Origin of the sequence: Ravibacter arvi (genome assembly GCF_039540405.1) — a bacterium.
Classification (GTDB): Bacteria; Bacteroidota; Bacteroidia; order Cytophagales; family Spirosomataceae; genus Ravibacter; species Ravibacter arvi.
In genome coordinates this window covers 246,895-261,084 of record NZ_BAABEY010000036.1, presented here as the reverse complement: position 1 = coordinate 261,084, position 14,190 = coordinate 246,895, and the positions used below count along the sequence as shown (strand labels likewise).

Here is a 14,190-nt window from a genome sequence, read left to right as displayed (position 1 = left end):
ACATAAACCGGCGCCTCACCGGTTTTACCCGGCATTTTACCGGTAAAAATAAAAATGGGAAATAAATACCGGCAGATTACTTCAATATGACGCTTACATGAAATTGTGAGTAGTAACTTGGTCCGGACCGGCCGTAATAAACCAAAACAGACAGCCTAATCCCTTATTCCATATGCAACGAATTCTTCTCGTCACGGTCCTTCTGTACTTTTTTCAACTTTCCGCGCACAGCCAGCAAAAATATGAACAGCCGGCAGTAGCGGGCCAATGGATCAAATCGTGGCTGCTTTGCGGCCCGATCCACCTCAATCACCACGCAGACGAATCGGCCCGCGGATGGTACCATTCTCCCGGCTACGAAACCGATTACCTCAAGTCTTCAGGCGGTGAGGAGAACCTCCGGGTAAAAGCGGGCGACGTGGTCAATTACGCCGGGGGACAGGCGGTGTGGAAGCTTGCTTCCGGGAACGATTCTATAATTGACCTGCGGAGCCAGCTCTCCAAAGAAGCGCCGGTACTCGCATATGCCTATGCGGAACTGGTGTCCGACAAGGATCAGACCCTGTTTATCGTTTTTGGCACCAATGACGGAGGTACGCTTTTTGTCAATGGCAAGCCGGTCTGGGACCACATCACGCAACGAAGCCTCAGGATCGACGGCGACTGGGTGCCGATCGCCTTGAAAAAGGGCCGCAACCAGATCCTGTTCAAGATTGAACAACTCGGAAATAAATGGGAGTTCTGCGCCAGGCTGGCGGCTTTTTCTGTGGACGAACTATCGAAACGGGAAAACTTTTTCAGCATCGAACCGCTCAAAAACGGGCAAATCAAGCTCAATTCACCTTATCACTCATCCGTACTCAGCCATTTGATTCGTGAGGTATCCGTCAAAATCGAAAATGCTGTCGGTAAAACAGTTGTGAACACCACCCGCACCCAGGGTTATTTCGACCCGATTTCATTATCCTCTCCGTCGTATCAGCCTTATCACACCCATTTTGATGTTGTGCTCAAAACAGGAGAAAGGCTGCATTATCATCAAAAATTCAGCGCCGGTATAAAAGAGGAGCGCACCCTTTTTTCAAAAGGCCGCACCGACTATACAATCGCTTTGGCTTCCACCGCGTCTCCGTCCGAAAAATGGGCTGCCGACGAGCTCAGGCATTGGTTGAAAGAAATCAGCAATGCCGATTTCCCGATAGTACCGCTTGATAAGAGTAAATCTCCGCGCATCATTGTCGGGTACAATCCCGAAGTCGGGAAAAAAACCGGGGTGAAGGCACCGGCAGACGGCGACGAGACCTACTGGTACACTTCCAGCGACGCGGATATCCTGATCTACGGCGGAAAACAGCGGGGAACCCTGTATGGCGTTATGTCGTTTCTCGAAAATGAATTAGGCTGCCGCTGGTACACCCCGACCGTCAGTGTTGTACCCAAAAGGTCAGAACTGAAGTATCTGTCTTTCGGGCATTCCGAGCGTGCCGGGATAAGAGTCCGAAACGATTTTTACTATGAAGCGTTCGACCCCGTTTGGGCGGCACGCAACAAAATGAACGGATCCATGGGAATACCGGATCAGCCGGGAGGAGTAGAAAGCTACTGGTCGGTACACACCTTTTACCCGCTGGTACCGCCCGAAGAATTTTTCGAAAAACATCCTGAATACTACAGCCTTCTCGAAGGGAAGCGCGTTTCTCACAACGCACAGCTTTGCCTCAGCAATCCCGAGGTGCTGGCCATCGTGAAAGAACGGATCAAGAAAAAAATCAGGGAAAACCCGGGGTACCTCATCTATGACGTGTCTCAAAACGACTATTACAATCCATGCGAGTGCGACAAATGCCAGGCCATTGTCAAACGCGAAGGGAGCGAGTCAGGCATTATGATCTGGTTTGTTAACCAGGTTGCGGAGGAAGTAGAAAAGGAATTTCCTGATAAATTTATCGGCACGCTCGCCTATCAGTACACCCGCTCAGCCCCCAGAAACATTAAGCCACGCAACAATGTGGTGGTCAGGTTCTGCAGTATCGAATGCTGCTTTGCACATGATTTTGAAAGTTGTCCGCAAAACAAGTCCTTTATGGACGACCTCACGGCCTGGTCCAGGCGGGCGCCGCACTTGTATATCTGGGATTATGTCGTCAGTTTCTCGCACTACCTGATGCCTTTCCCGAATTTTGCGGTCCTCAAACCGAACATCAAAACTTTCCGTAATAACAAGTCCATCGGCATTATGGAACAGGCGGCCTACCAGAGCCGCGGGGCGGAATTCGCCGAATTGCGCGCCTATGTAATTTCAAAACTCCTGTGGAACCCGGACATCGACGAGAAACAGGTGATTGACGATTTCATGTATGGTTATTATGGCCGCGCAGGGGAATTTGTCAGAAAATACTTCGATAACCTGCAGGCACTTGTCAAACCGGATACACACATGGGCATTGGCCTTGAGCCGGTCGACCGGATGTTTTCGGACAAGTTTGTTGAGGAGTCGCTGGCGATCTTTGACGAAGCCTATAAAGTAGCCGATAACGATGAAATCATCCGGCGGATTGACCTGGCAGCGCTGCCGGCCCTCTATCTTAAATGCCGCCGGACACCTTCAATGGCAGTTAACGACGGCAGCTATGACCGGTTCAATCAAATAGTGGAAAGAGAAGGTATTACCCACCTCTCGGAGTCCGGGAAGCCGGCGACGGAAGCATTTCACAATAGCATGAAAAGCGCCGCAACGAGATAAAAAAGCAGGGGGAGAAAAATCCCCCCTACTTTTTCAATGCTTTGCCGAGCTTTCCTGCGGCTTGCATGGTATTCATTTTGCGCATCATTTTGCGCATTTCGTCAAATTGCTTCAGCAGGTTGTTTACTTCGGTAATTGATTTCCCGCTGCCCTGCGCAATGCGCTTTTTGCGGCTGCTATCGATCAGCTCAGGGTTGGCCCGCTCCTTCTTCGTCATCGACTGGATCATTGCTTCAATCGGGACAAACGAGCTGTTGTCGATATCCAGGTTTTTGATGGCGGCCCCCATTCCCGGGATCATCCCGATCAGGTCTTTAACGTTCCCCATCTTTTTAATTTGCTGGAGCTGCCCAAGGAAATCGTCAAAATCGAATTTATTCTGCCGCATTTTCGCATTGAGGCGCCGGGCTTCTTCCTCGTCAAAAGCCTGCTGCGCACGCTCTACAAGCGAGATAACGTCACCCATGCCCAAAATACGGCTGGCCATCCGATCGGGGTGGAACAGGTCGAGCGCCTCCATTTTTTCACCGGTACTGATGAACTTAATGGGTTTCTCCACTACCTGGCGAATCGACAGCGCCGCTCCACCACGGGAGTCACCGTCGAGTTTGGTCAGCACCACACCGTCAAAGTTCAGCCTTTCATTGAAAGTCTTGGCTGTATTAACGGCATCCTGGCCGGTCATAGAATCCACCACAAACAGGATTTCTGAAGGGTTCAATGCTTTCTTGATGTCCTCCACCTCCTGCATCATGGCCTCATCTACCGCCAAACGCCCTGCGGTATCGACTATGACGATCTTTTTGCCGTTCTGACGCGCATATGCGATTGCCTGCTGCGCAATTGCGACTGCATTTTTATTTTCCGGCTCCGCATACACTTCTACCCCAATCTGCTCCCCGAGAACTTTCAGCTGATCTATCGCAGCCGGCCGGTAAATATCACAGGCAGCGAGCATCACCTGCTTTCCCTGCTTCTTGAGCATAGCGGCCAGCTTGCCCGAGAAAGTAGTTTTCCCGGACCCCTGCAAGCCTGCGATCAGGATGACGGCAGGATCTCCTTTGATGCTGATGCTTTCGGAATTGCTCCCCATTAACCGGGTAAGTTCTTCCTGGACAATTTTGACAAACATTTGCCCCGGCTCCACCGAAATCAGGATCTTACGGTCCATAGCAGTCTCCCGGATCCGGTCGGTGATATCCTTGGCAATCTTAAAATTAACGTCGGCATCTACCAGCGCACGCCGCACCTCCTTGGTGGTGGCCGCAACGTTAATATCCGTTATTCTATCTTTTCCCTTAAGGGTACGGAAAGCACCATTAAGTTTATCCTGTAAGCTCTGAAACATCTGAATTAGCTCTTGTCAAATTTTCCGCAAAGTTAAAACTTATTTGCGAGGATTAAATCCTTCCTTCCGATCCCCGGGCGGACAACAGCGACAGGACGGCCGTCTATTTGTCTACATAAGACTTGTAAACGGTCACCATTTGCTGGTATCCTTTTTCATTGGGATGCAGACCGTCAGAGAAATAATCTTCCACGATCTTGCCGTTCTGACCAAGCAGATTTTTACCGGGATCAATGAACACGCAATCAAAATCTCCGGCGAGCCGCGCCAATTCAATGTTCAGCCTGGCCACGCGCTCTTCCTGGTTACGCCTCGGGTAAACCCCGGTAAGATGAAGTACAGCCCCGCTTTGGCGCGCTTTGATGGCGCCGATCAGCTGGCGCCAGCCTGCAATAATCTCTTCATCCGAACTGAGTTGAAAATTGTTGGTGCCAATCATCAGGAAAATTTTCTTCGCCTGGAAGCCGTCCAGCTCTCCGTGATAGGTACGCCAAAGCACATTTTCTATTCTGTCCCAGCCAAAACCGAGGTTGTGCACCTTTTTACCGGCAAAAACTTTCTTCCAGGCTTCAGGCCCGTAGGCGCGATACGCCCGCGGTTCACCACCCCAGAAGTTGGTAATAGAATTCCCGATCATCAGGATATCCGGCGCCGCGCTCCGGTTAAGGTTCAATACCTGGCGGTGCCGTGCCTCCCAGTCATAACCCGGCAACTCTCTGAGCTGCGTGACGGGCCGGGTAGTACTGAATTCACCGGAAGGCTCATTCAATATTGTACGAAGCGCCTTTTCATAGCCCTCCGCATATAGCATCATTCCAAGATCCGACTGGTGGGTACCATCTACAGTGGTTTCAATGCTTTGCTTGAATTCTGCATGCGGGATCAGGTAAATGCCCTGTATCCCTTCTGCTTTCATTTCCTGGAAGGTTTGCCGCAAAACGCGGTTCACCCGCTCATAAGATGATTTACGGGCCGCATTCATCGCCTCTTCCGTGTACCCGGCATGTTCCGCCAGCGCTATGGGCGTTTGCGGGTGTTTATCCCTGAGCAATTTTACAGCCCATTTTATCCGCTGCGCAACCTGTTCATCCGGGTGCTCCGTTGCCGAAACCAGGTTAGGCAGGCAGTCCAGTACAAATACTTTTGCATCTATTTCAGCTATCGGCCGCAGGACTTCCTCTTCCAGCCGCCCATTTCCCGAAAACCCCAGGTTAATGAGCGGACGGTCCATTTTTCTACCGAGTATAGAAGTCCAGGCCATACCCGGCCGGGTCGCGCAGGCTCCCTGCGCAATGGATGTTCCGTATACTACGATAGGCCGGTCGTCCCTAACCTTCAGCGGTTCAAAATTGCTGTCATTTTTCACGCCGATTTCCAGCCAGCTCACACCGTTGTACAACGGCAGGTACAGGCGGTATTCACGTCCCAGTTTGTGGTACTGGTCATTGGGTATCAAATCATTGAAATTGTACTTGACCGTATCGCCAAAGGCATAGCGACCGGCACACCACCGTTCTTCACCATCGCTTGAGACGGCATACAAATCCACCCCGCTGACACCTGTGGCGGGCATATGCGGCAATGCATAATTGGCGTTGGTTGTCTTGTAACGAACCTGGATCGACGGTGAATTCGTACGGAATCGGATCATAAGCCCGGTACTATTCCGTGACAGTCCCCATACGGCGCTCCGTACGGAGCCCTCCGCACTGGCCGGCAGGCGATCATAAAAACTCTTGGTTTTGCCGGTAAAAGCCTGTCCTTCCACTACATTAAAGGAAGCAGATTGAGGATTCCACCATTGCATTTCCTGGCCTGAGACAAGGCCCGCAAGGAGAAAAAAGAAACTTGTCAGAATTAATTTCATTGGGTTAAAAAGGTTTGGGGGGTGAGGGGTGGAGGTATGAGGTGTGAGGTGTGAGGGGTAAGCGGTGCTCACCTCTCACCCCTCACCCCTCATACCTAAACTTTCGGTTCCCAGCCGGGCTCATACTGACGACTCCAAAGTTTCAGGGCGTCCTTATCAATTGCTTTCCCGGTTTTAGGGTCCACTTTGAACCCTTTTCCGATCCGGTAGGAAATATTGGCCAGGTGGCACAAATGCGTGCTGATAGCCCCGTCTTCAATATTTGAGTTTTGCTTCTCTTTTCCTCGGATCGCCTGGAAAAAGTTAACAATATGGGTAGTACTCATGTCTCCACCGCCTCCCAATTGGGTACCGGCTTCTTTTCCTTTCGCCTCGCTGCTTTTGATTTGCTTCCCATCGCGTCCGTAAAGCCGGTAGCCATTACGATCCACATAGACCGACCCCTCGGTTCCGAAAATAAGGGTACCGCGGTCACTGCCATAAGTTTTATAGCCGTTTCTGCTCTGACCGTCCCATTTGATCACTTTCTGGTCCTGGAACCGGAAAGTAGCGTCCATCGTATCATACATTTCCCAGCCGTCGTTGGCGTAGTAGCGTTTGGCGGCCTCCACTTCTACAGAAGAGGGGTAATTAACCTGCAACGCCCAGCGCGCTACGTCCAGTTCATGGGTGCCGTTGTTGCCGGATTCCGCAGTGCCATAGTTCCAGCCGTACCAATGCCAGTTGTAATCCCAGGTTTCAGAAGTATAAGCCCTTCTCGGAGCCGGTCCCTGGAACAGGTCCCAATCCAGCCCCTCCGGAACGGCAGCTTTCTTCTGGACGGGAACTTCTCCGCGGCTGGCGGCGTAAAACGCAATCGCTTTGTAAACCGATCCTATTGCTCCTTTGTGTATTTCGCTGATAATTTCGATGGATTCCGGCGAAGAACGCTGCTGGTTTCCCATCTGAATAATCTTCTTGTACTTTTTCTCCGCCTCCATCAGCAATTCGCCTTCCCGCGGGTTGTGGCTGCATGGTTTTTCAACATACACATGTTTACCGGCCTTCACCGCCATAATCGTACCGGGAGCATGCCAGTGATCGGGAGTGGCGTTGATCAGGACATCCACCGAAGTATCTTCAATCACTTTCCGGATGTCATTTTCGAGCTTCGGAGAATAATCGATGTGCTTGGAGAACTTAGCCGCACCGTTTTCCAACTGCTTTTTCATGACGTCGCACAGATAAGCCAACTCCACGTTGCTCGACTTCAGGGCAATCGGTTCATAAAACGCCCCCATTCTTCTGCCCAAACCAGCCAGGCCGATTCTCAACCTGTCATTTGCGCCGATAATACGGCTATAGGCTTTGGCCGGTAGCGCATTAAAGTTAAAAAGGGCTGCCCCTGCGGCGCCTGCCGCTGCTGTTTTGATGAAAGACCTTCTTGATTTTTCCATTGCTGTGTTTATGAAGTTGGGAAATCGGATGTTGGAAATTGGAAATCGGAAATCGGAGATCGGGAATTGGAAACGGTCCGGTTATTGGCATATCGGCCCGGCCTACGCGGCCCGACCTACGCGGCCCGGCCGATTTCCGATTTCTGATTTCCGATCTCCCATATCTCCGACGAAAAAAGCACCATGTTCACCGGAAAGGTGGTTACATGATGCTTCTTTAAATAACCTTATAAGGATTACAGCTCGGTTAAAAGCAGGTTTTTCCAACGTACTTTAATTCCGCCGCCGTCATGAATCTGAAGAGCGATCGAACCTGTGGCCGCACCGATTTTGTCATCTTTCAGATCAACCATTTCGTGTCCGTTCAACCAGGTCTGTACACGGTCGCCCTGAACCCGGATCCGGAGCGTGTTCCAGCTTCCGAATTTCAGGAAGCCTTCTTTTTCGTCGGGAATCTGAACCAGCCAGCCGCGGCCGTATGACTCATAGATCCCTCCGGTGTCGTGGTTGGGTCCGGCCACTTCAACCTGCCATCCCTGAACTTTTGTTCCTTCTACGGAAGAACGAATGAAAACCCCGCTGTTGCCATTGGCATTCTGGAGAAATTCTACCGAAAGATCAAAGTCTTTGTACTGCTTTTCTGTTTTAAGGTATCCATAACCTTTGTCAGGACCACTTTCGCAAACCAGCTCACCTTTGTCCACGTACCATTTTTCAGTGCCATGTACCACCCAGCCTTTCAGGTTCTTGCCGTTAAAAAGCTTTTGGGGCTTACCCGGCTTGGATGGCTTGTCGCCACCTGCGAAAAGAGAGCCGCTGGCAAGGGCCAATACCGTTAAAAAAAGTGCTAATTTTCTCAATACTGTTACTTTCATGTTGTATTTTGGATTAAGGACAAAAAACGAAAGAGGCGCGAATCCTGCCCGGCGGGCAGGATTCGCGCCTCTAAATTATGCCTTTATCACGATAGTAGACTCATTGTTCAGCTTTTTTTGAAGCCGACCAGTTTTTGACCTGGTCTTTTGTCCCCATCCAGAATGCAATCTTCTGCCGGTTCCAGGTGTAGGTAGTTGCTACCGAATCCCCCCAGCTGATGATCGCCGGATAGGAAAACTCATCCTTTTTATCACCGGCGTCTATATCGATTTTGTCGGGCCAGGTTTCACCATTGTCATATGAAAGCGCCAGCGAAACCGGTGAGCGGGACCCCCAATTCTCATCGTCCGGGTTGTACATGAGAGCAAGCGTTCCGTCCGGCAGCCGGGTCAGGTCAATACCGCTATTCGGATTGGGAAGGCTGGTGGCTTTTATCTCCGACCATGTTTTCCCGTTGTCTTCGGAGTCGCTTCTGCCAATCACCCCGCCGGTAGTTCTCACCAGCATATGCACTTTACCGGGGGCACTTTCCCAAAGTGTCGGCTGAATGGCGCCTTTTCCTTTAATCGCTACGGTATCCATCTTCAGCTTCTCGCTTTCCACCCAGGTCTTTCCCTGGTCTTCACTGCGGTCCACCATCACCAGCCAGCGTCCCGGCTCAATTGAGGCGCCTGCCAGCCAAGTCCCGTCAGAAAGCTCTATCATTTTATTCTTGACCGGCCCGCGCCCGCCGCGATCGCCCGCTACGAGCTCATGCGCCGCCGACCAGGTCGCTCCATTGTCTTCGGATACCTGAACCCAGGTTTCCCAGTGCGAAATCTCTTTGCCCACTTTAAAAAACAGGTAGACTTTACCATCCTTGCCGCGATGCAGCACAGGGTTCCAGTGCGGGTCCTCCCGCAGCTTTGCCACTTCTTTCGGGGCCGACCAGTTGCCGGGTCTGCCCGTCGAAACCCATATCCCCACGTCATCGTCCTTTTCTTTCGTACCGCCAAACCAGGCGACAACAAATTGCCCGTCGTCTGTTCTCACCAGCGTAGATGCATGACATTGCGGGAAAGGGCGGTCATCCCCGAATACAAAATCCTTCTGTGCGGCTATCCCGGCAGCTGCACTATCTTCTTTGGCCTCGCTCTTTTCAGCCTGGTTACAGGAATATAATGCGGGTACCGTCGATAACATGGCGACGGCAAGCAACCGGCGGGAACGCTGTCTTACTATCATGACTATTTCTTTTACGTTTATGGTTTAGCATTAGATACCGCAGATCCTGCGAAAAAGGCTATCTTTGGGGTTTGAGGGGTGAGGTTTGAGGTATGAGCTCACCCCTCAAACCTCACCCCTCAAACCTATGAGTTTCGAGCCTGAAAAGCCGCCCGGCAATGCCTACGGAAAATACGCCTCGCTGGCCTTCCAGATGCTGGGTACAATTTTACTGTTTACGTGGGGCGGAAACAAGCTGGACGAATGGTCCGGCAACAAAATTCCGGTGTGGACGCTCGTTTTGTCGTTGATCTCTATTGGCGCATCTTTGTACCTGTTTATACGCGGCGCCCGGAAGTGAAGCGGGCGAACATTCATTTTTCAGATCAGAACCATTATCCCGTGCTACGATCCACCCTTGTTACCATCGTCTTAGGAATTGTATTATTTATAGTCAATAAACTTGGCTACGGTTCGGGAATTATCCATGGGAAAATGGGGTATATCCTGGCGTTCTACCTGGCGATGTCTTTCATGATCGACCGGCTCATGTCACAGGGTTTCAGGAATAACCGGGAAAAATTCGTACAGTTCTACCTCGCAATTTCCGTCGTACGCTTTCTCCTCAGCCTAACCTTTATAGGCATCTTCCTTTATAACGGGGTTCCGGACAGCGGTTTGTTCGTCGCGAACTTTTTTGCACTCTATTTATTTTATACTTGTTTTGAAATATGGGGAGTCTATCGTAAATTGCGCGCCAATTGAAACTGACCAAAGTATTTCGACACGATGTCACAATTTACTCGCCAGGCTCTTACGTTTACACTGTGCCTTATTACGCTTGCCTTCAGTCCATTACGCGCTCAGGAAGGCGATCACGCTCACCACGGCGCCGACGCCCATGCCCAGCATGATGCGCACGACGGCGAGGAGAAGTTTGATACGGGTAAATTAATCATGCACCACATCGGAGATTCCCACGAGTGGGAGTTTTCCAAAGGAGTAAGCATACCGCTTCCGGTAATTCTCTACTCTGCGGACCGCAAAATCGAGATTTTCTCTTCTGCGCGTTTTCACAACGACCAGCACGAATACAACGGCTATCGCCTCGAGCACGGCGACAGCGAGAAAATCGTACCGGTAGACGGAGACCGTGTCATTTATGACTTTTCCATTACAAAAAACGTCGCTTCCATGATATTGGGCGCCGTCATCCTGATCCTTATTTTTACCTCTGTAGCCAAAGCTTACAGCCGTGAAAAAGGCAAAGCCCCGAAAGGACTGCAATCTGCAATGGAAGTACTGGTCCTGTTTATCAGAGACGAAGTAGTGAAGCCCAACGTAGGGCCTAACTATGCCAAATATCTCCCTTACCTGCTGACTCTGTTCTTCTTTATCCTGATCAACAACCTGCTCGGACTTCTTCCGGGGGGCGCCAATGTCACCGGTAACATCGCCATCACGATGGTTCTCGCGATCCTGACGTTTATCATTACCCATGTCAACTCGAACAAGCACTACTGGAAGCACCTGGTTGCCCCGGACGGACTTCCGCCGGCTTTGCTGCCGGTAATGATCCCGGTTGAAATCATCGGGGTATTCATGAAGCCATTCTCGCTTATGATCCGGCTTTTTGCCAATATCACTGCCGGTCACATCATTCTTTTGAGCCTTTTCAGCCTTATCTTTATTTTCAAAAGCTTTGCGCTGGCTCCTGTTATTTCAGCATTCGCGCTTTTCATGAACTTCATCGAAATCATGGTAGCATTCATACAGGCGTTTATTTTCACCCTGTTGTCTTCCATGTATATCGGAAGTGCCATTGAGGAGCACAGCCATGCTGACCACGGGCATTGATTCTAATCTTTTGTTTTCAATATATATTTTCAAACATCACAATTATGTTAGCTCAAATTTTGCTTCAGGCAGCGGAACAAGGAGGTCTTGGACTGGCGTTTGCCGGCTCAGCAATCGGTGCAGGTGTTGCCGCTATCGGCGCGGGTCTTGGTATCGGTAAAATCGGTGCCAGCGCTATGGAAGGTATCGCTCGTCAACCGGAGGCTGCTGGTCGTATCCAGACTGCTATGTTGATCGTTGCGGCGCTTATTGAAGCGGTTGCTCTTTTTGCAGCGGTAATCTGTCTTCTTATCTCTTTCAAAGGATAAGTAAAACACTACCGGGACGCTGACGCAATAGGTGCCAGGCAACCGTCCGTAAAAGTATCCGGCGGAAGTGCTAGACTTCCGCCACCCTTTTGAAACAAAAGAAAAAATATAAACAAAACATCAAGGCAAAATGTCACTATTAACCCCGAGTCCCGGTCTTATCTTTTGGATGTTGGTTGTATTCCTGGTTTTGGTATTTATTCTCTCCAAATATGCCTGGGGTCCCATTATCAACGGTTTGAAAGAAAGGGAAAATGAAATTCAGGGCGCGCTTGATATGGCTAAGAAAACAAAGGAAGAGATGGCCAGGCTCAAGTCTGACAACGAAAAGCTGATCATCGAAGCCAATGCTGCCCGCGACCGGATCATCAAAGAAGCAAAAGAAGCCGCAGACCGTTTGGTAGAGTCGGCAAAAGAAAAAGCTACTGCTGAAGGCAACCGCATTATTGAAAGTGCGCGCGAAGCCATCAGAAGCGAGCAGGCTGCCGCCGTAGCGCAAATCAAGAAGGAGGTAGCTACCCTTTCTATCGATATTGCCGAGAAGGTGCTTCGCAGAGAATTGAATGACAAAAGCGCCCAGGAACAGCTTGTCGCCGACCTGGTAAAAGACAGCGTTAAGCTGAACTAAAAGGGGCCATTGCCCCGGCGCACGATTGAAACAGAGATATCCCTTTTTAAAGTAAAGAAATGTCAATCAGTACAGTTGCATCCCGATACGCCAAATCGCTCATAGAACTGGCCAAAGAAAAGAATGTGGTAGATGAAGTCTACCAGGATATGGTTCTTTTCAGTAAAACGGCTGATGAATCTCCGCTGTTGATGAAGGTACTGGGAAGTCCGATCGTCAGGCATGAAAAGAAGCTCGGGATTCTGAAAGGGTTGTTCCAGGACAAGGTGAACCCGGTCTCTTTCAGCATTTTCAACATCATTACCCGCAAAAACCGGGAGGCGATCCTGGATGCTATTGCCGATGAATTTGTAAAGCAATACGACCTTTACAAAGGTATTCAGAAAGCTACCGTAGTTTCCAGCACCTCGCTGACGCCCGAAGTCAGGAAGCAGTTTATCGACTCGCTCACCGCTTCTACCGGGAAAACCATCCAGCTGGAAGAAAAGGTAGACGAGAGCCTGGTAGGCGGCTATATCCTGAGACTGGGCGACAGGCAAGTTGACGCTTCTTTGAAAAGCCAGCTGAATGCTCTCAAGGTAAAACTGGTTTCGTAAGATCTTTTTTGTTTGAATTTAAGGCGGCAGCTTCCAGGAGCTGCTGCCTTTTTTTATGTGCCGGCACCCGGGGCCGGTGAACTCGCAGATGGCGCGCAGCGATTTACTTTAACCTGAACCAGTCTTTCGGATTACTCACGGATTCTATGCGCCGGCTTACGTCATCCGGCAGCATCGGAAAAAAGTCCAGACCCGTAATGGTCTCCACTGAATCGATGCTCACGACTGCCTTTGAAAGGGGCATCGACGCAGGTTGGTTATCCAATAAAAATGCAATTCCTTTTACGTGAGGCGGCTCTGCAAACAAGATCACCTTATAAAATTTCTCCGGTACTGCCACCCGGTTGACCTTCCCGATAGAAGACAAGCCCGGCCTGAGAACCGGCCCGGTTACCACGAAGATTTTCTCGTAACGATTGGCCCATGCCCGCACCAGCTTTTCCAGGTCGTTCCAGATTCCGGCGTTGAAATCGCGGTTTTGCGGGGAAATATTACTCATAAAAAAAGTCTCGCGCATCTGGTCCAACGAGTGCTTGAAATCTGCTGCCGGCGCCAGATGCCCCCGGTCAAAGCCGCTCCGCGTGTAATCCGAAAAGAGGGCGGAACCCGTGCTTACCTTCGGATCGGGATTAAAAAAACGCTCACGCGCGCTTTGCCCGATCACCTGCTCCCGCAGCAAAGGATATGCCACCCAGGCGGCCTGCTCGTAGCGCTCGTTGTATCCAAGCGCAAATCCCTGGTGTCGTACCAGCTCCAGTTTCGCTTTCCCCGGAGCGGGAAAAACGAAGTCGCTTCTCTTGAGGACCTCTTCCAGTGCTGCCTCTTTCCCCGGCTCAGCCGGGATCCCCCCTGTTTCTGCGCCTGCCCCGGGCGGCTCCGGAAGAACCGACCATAGCCCGGCTTTTTCTGAAATAGAGCCCGAAGCGATACCGCTTACCACTTCCCAAAGCCGGCCGGAAGGGAAGAACCGGTCTTTGAAGTGCAGAAAAATACCTACTGTTAAAAAGAAACCGAGTAAAATCAGCGTATTGCCGCCCCGGCCAAATCCCCACCTAAAAAATCCAAACATATTATCCCGCCTTGTATCCAATGAAATGTAGAACAATACGGCAGCCGAACTCCCCGGCTCCTGCAGAAATTGTTCAAAGCACTGTATCTTTACCGCAAAGGTACGACTTGTTTGGGGAGGGGGAAATCGGAAATCGGAAATCGGAAATCGGAAATTGGAAATTGGAAATCGGAAATCGGAAATCGGATCCGCCCGACGGAACAAAAGGGCTGAGTTCTGATTTCCGATTTCCGACCTCCCCAAAACTCTAACAAAGCTA

General features: G+C 50.6%; 13 protein-coding genes. 7 read left to right on the top strand and 6 right to left on the bottom strand.

The genetic code is table 11. The features are described 5' to 3' along the window. Positions 1 to 172: 172 nt before the first annotated feature. On the top strand, positions 173 to 2,743 hold the full coding sequence (locus ABD852_RS20805) for a DUF4838 domain-containing protein (protein ID WP_345032453.1): 2,571 nt from the start codon (positions 173 to 175) through the stop codon (positions 2,741 to 2,743). 25 nt (positions 2,744 to 2,768) lie between these two features. Here the strand turns inward: ABD852_RS20805 and ffh are convergent, their stop codons facing one another. The 5 genes from ffh to ABD852_RS20780 form a co-directional block, all read right to left on the bottom strand. Continuing rightward, the gene (gene ffh / locus ABD852_RS20800) at positions 2,769 to 4,091 is read right to left on the bottom strand and encodes a signal recognition particle protein (RefSeq protein ID WP_345032451.1); all 1,323 of its coding nucleotides are present in this window, start codon (positions 4,089 to 4,091) and stop codon (positions 2,769 to 2,771) included. Between the two features lie 103 nt (positions 4,092 to 4,194). Then, positions 4,195 to 5,958, bottom strand: a complete 1,764-nt coding sequence (locus ABD852_RS20795) for an SGNH/GDSL hydrolase family protein (RefSeq protein WP_345032449.1) — start codon at positions 5,956 to 5,958, stop codon at positions 4,195 to 4,197. A 95-nt stretch (positions 5,959 to 6,053) separates the two neighbouring features. Beyond that, positions 6,054 to 7,394, bottom strand: coding sequence for a Gfo/Idh/MocA family protein (locus tag ABD852_RS20790; RefSeq protein WP_345032447.1), 1,341 nt, complete (start codon positions 7,392 to 7,394; stop codon positions 6,054 to 6,056). A 236-nt stretch (positions 7,395 to 7,630) separates the two neighbouring features. After that, positions 7,631 to 8,269 (bottom strand): 3-keto-disaccharide hydrolase, encoded by a 639-nt coding sequence (locus ABD852_RS20785; protein ID WP_345032445.1) that lies wholly within the window; start codon positions 8,267 to 8,269, stop codon positions 7,631 to 7,633. Positions 8,270 to 8,369: 100 nt separating this feature from the next. Further along, complete coding sequence (locus ABD852_RS20780; RefSeq protein ID WP_345032442.1) at positions 8,370 to 9,494, bottom strand: sialidase family protein; 1,125 nt, start codon at positions 9,492 to 9,494, stop codon at positions 8,370 to 8,372. A 127-nt stretch (positions 9,495 to 9,621) separates the two neighbouring features. Between ABD852_RS20780 and ABD852_RS20775 the strand changes: the two genes are divergently transcribed. The 6 genes from ABD852_RS20775 to atpH all read left to right on the top strand — a co-directional run bounded on the left by ABD852_RS20775 (position 9,622) and on the right by atpH (position 12,862). Then, positions 9,622 to 9,834: an AtpZ/AtpI family protein gene (locus tag ABD852_RS20775; RefSeq protein WP_345032440.1), complete on the top strand. Its 213-nt coding sequence runs from the start codon at positions 9,622 to 9,624 to the stop codon at positions 9,832 to 9,834. A gap of 41 nt (positions 9,835 to 9,875) precedes the next feature. Beyond that, a complete protein-coding gene (locus ABD852_RS20770) occupies positions 9,876 to 10,238 on the top strand; it encodes a hypothetical protein (protein ID WP_345032439.1) in 363 nt (120 codons plus the stop codon). 24 nt (positions 10,239 to 10,262) lie between these two features. Further along, positions 10,263 to 11,330: a F0F1 ATP synthase subunit A gene (gene atpB / locus ABD852_RS20765; protein WP_345032438.1), complete on the top strand. Its 1,068-nt coding sequence runs from the start codon at positions 10,263 to 10,265 to the stop codon at positions 11,328 to 11,330. A gap of 44 nt (positions 11,331 to 11,374) precedes the next feature. Continuing rightward, positions 11,375 to 11,638 (top strand): ATP synthase F0 subunit C, encoded by a 264-nt coding sequence (gene atpE, locus ABD852_RS20760; RefSeq protein ID WP_345032437.1) that lies wholly within the window; start codon positions 11,375 to 11,377, stop codon positions 11,636 to 11,638. Positions 11,639 to 11,768: 130 nt separating this feature from the next. Further along, positions 11,769 to 12,266, top strand: a complete 498-nt coding sequence (atpF, locus tag ABD852_RS20755) for a F0F1 ATP synthase subunit B (protein ID WP_345032436.1) — start codon at positions 11,769 to 11,771, stop codon at positions 12,264 to 12,266. 59 nt (positions 12,267 to 12,325) lie between these two features. Next, positions 12,326 to 12,862, top strand: a complete 537-nt coding sequence (gene atpH / locus ABD852_RS20750; protein WP_345032434.1) for an ATP synthase F1 subunit delta — start codon at positions 12,326 to 12,328, stop codon at positions 12,860 to 12,862. 103 nt (positions 12,863 to 12,965) lie between these two features. Here the strand turns inward: atpH and ABD852_RS20745 are convergent, their stop codons facing one another. Next, positions 12,966 to 13,931: a DNA/RNA non-specific endonuclease gene (locus ABD852_RS20745; RefSeq protein WP_345032432.1), complete on the bottom strand. Its 966-nt coding sequence runs from the start codon at positions 13,929 to 13,931 to the stop codon at positions 12,966 to 12,968. Between the last annotated feature and the right edge of the window lie 259 nt (positions 13,932 to 14,190).

Coding starts and splice junctions, on each gene's coding strand:
- ABD852_RS20780 (WP_345032442.1), bottom strand. CDS start 9,494: ATGATAGTAAGACAGCGTTCCCGCCGGTTGCTTGCCGTCGCCATGTTA.
- atpH (WP_345032434.1), top strand. CDS start 12,326: ATGTCAATCAGTACAGTTGCATCCCGATACGCCAAATCGCTCATAGAA.
- ABD852_RS20805 (WP_345032453.1), top strand. CDS start 173: ATGCAACGAATTCTTCTCGTCACGGTCCTTCTGTACTTTTTTCAACTT.
- ABD852_RS20745 (WP_345032432.1), bottom strand. CDS start 13,931: ATGTTTGGATTTTTTAGGTGGGGATTTGGCCGGGGCGGCAATACGCTG.
- ABD852_RS20795 (WP_345032449.1), bottom strand. CDS start 5,958: ATGAAATTAATTCTGACAAGTTTCTTTTTTCTCCTTGCGGGCCTTGTC.
- ffh (WP_345032451.1), bottom strand. CDS start 4,091: ATGTTTCAGAGCTTACAGGATAAACTTAATGGTGCTTTCCGTACCCTT.
- atpF (WP_345032436.1), top strand. CDS start 11,769: ATGTCACTATTAACCCCGAGTCCCGGTCTTATCTTTTGGATGTTGGTT.
- ABD852_RS20775 (WP_345032440.1), top strand. CDS start 9,622: ATGAGTTTCGAGCCTGAAAAGCCGCCCGGCAATGCCTACGGAAAATAC.
- ABD852_RS20785 (WP_345032445.1), bottom strand. CDS start 8,269: ATGAAAGTAACAGTATTGAGAAAATTAGCACTTTTTTTAACGGTATTG.
- ABD852_RS20790 (WP_345032447.1), bottom strand. CDS start 7,394: ATGGAAAAATCAAGAAGGTCTTTCATCAAAACAGCAGCGGCAGGCGCC.
- atpE (WP_345032437.1), top strand. CDS start 11,375: ATGTTAGCTCAAATTTTGCTTCAGGCAGCGGAACAAGGAGGTCTTGGA.
- atpB (WP_345032438.1), top strand. CDS start 10,263: ATGTCACAATTTACTCGCCAGGCTCTTACGTTTACACTGTGCCTTATT.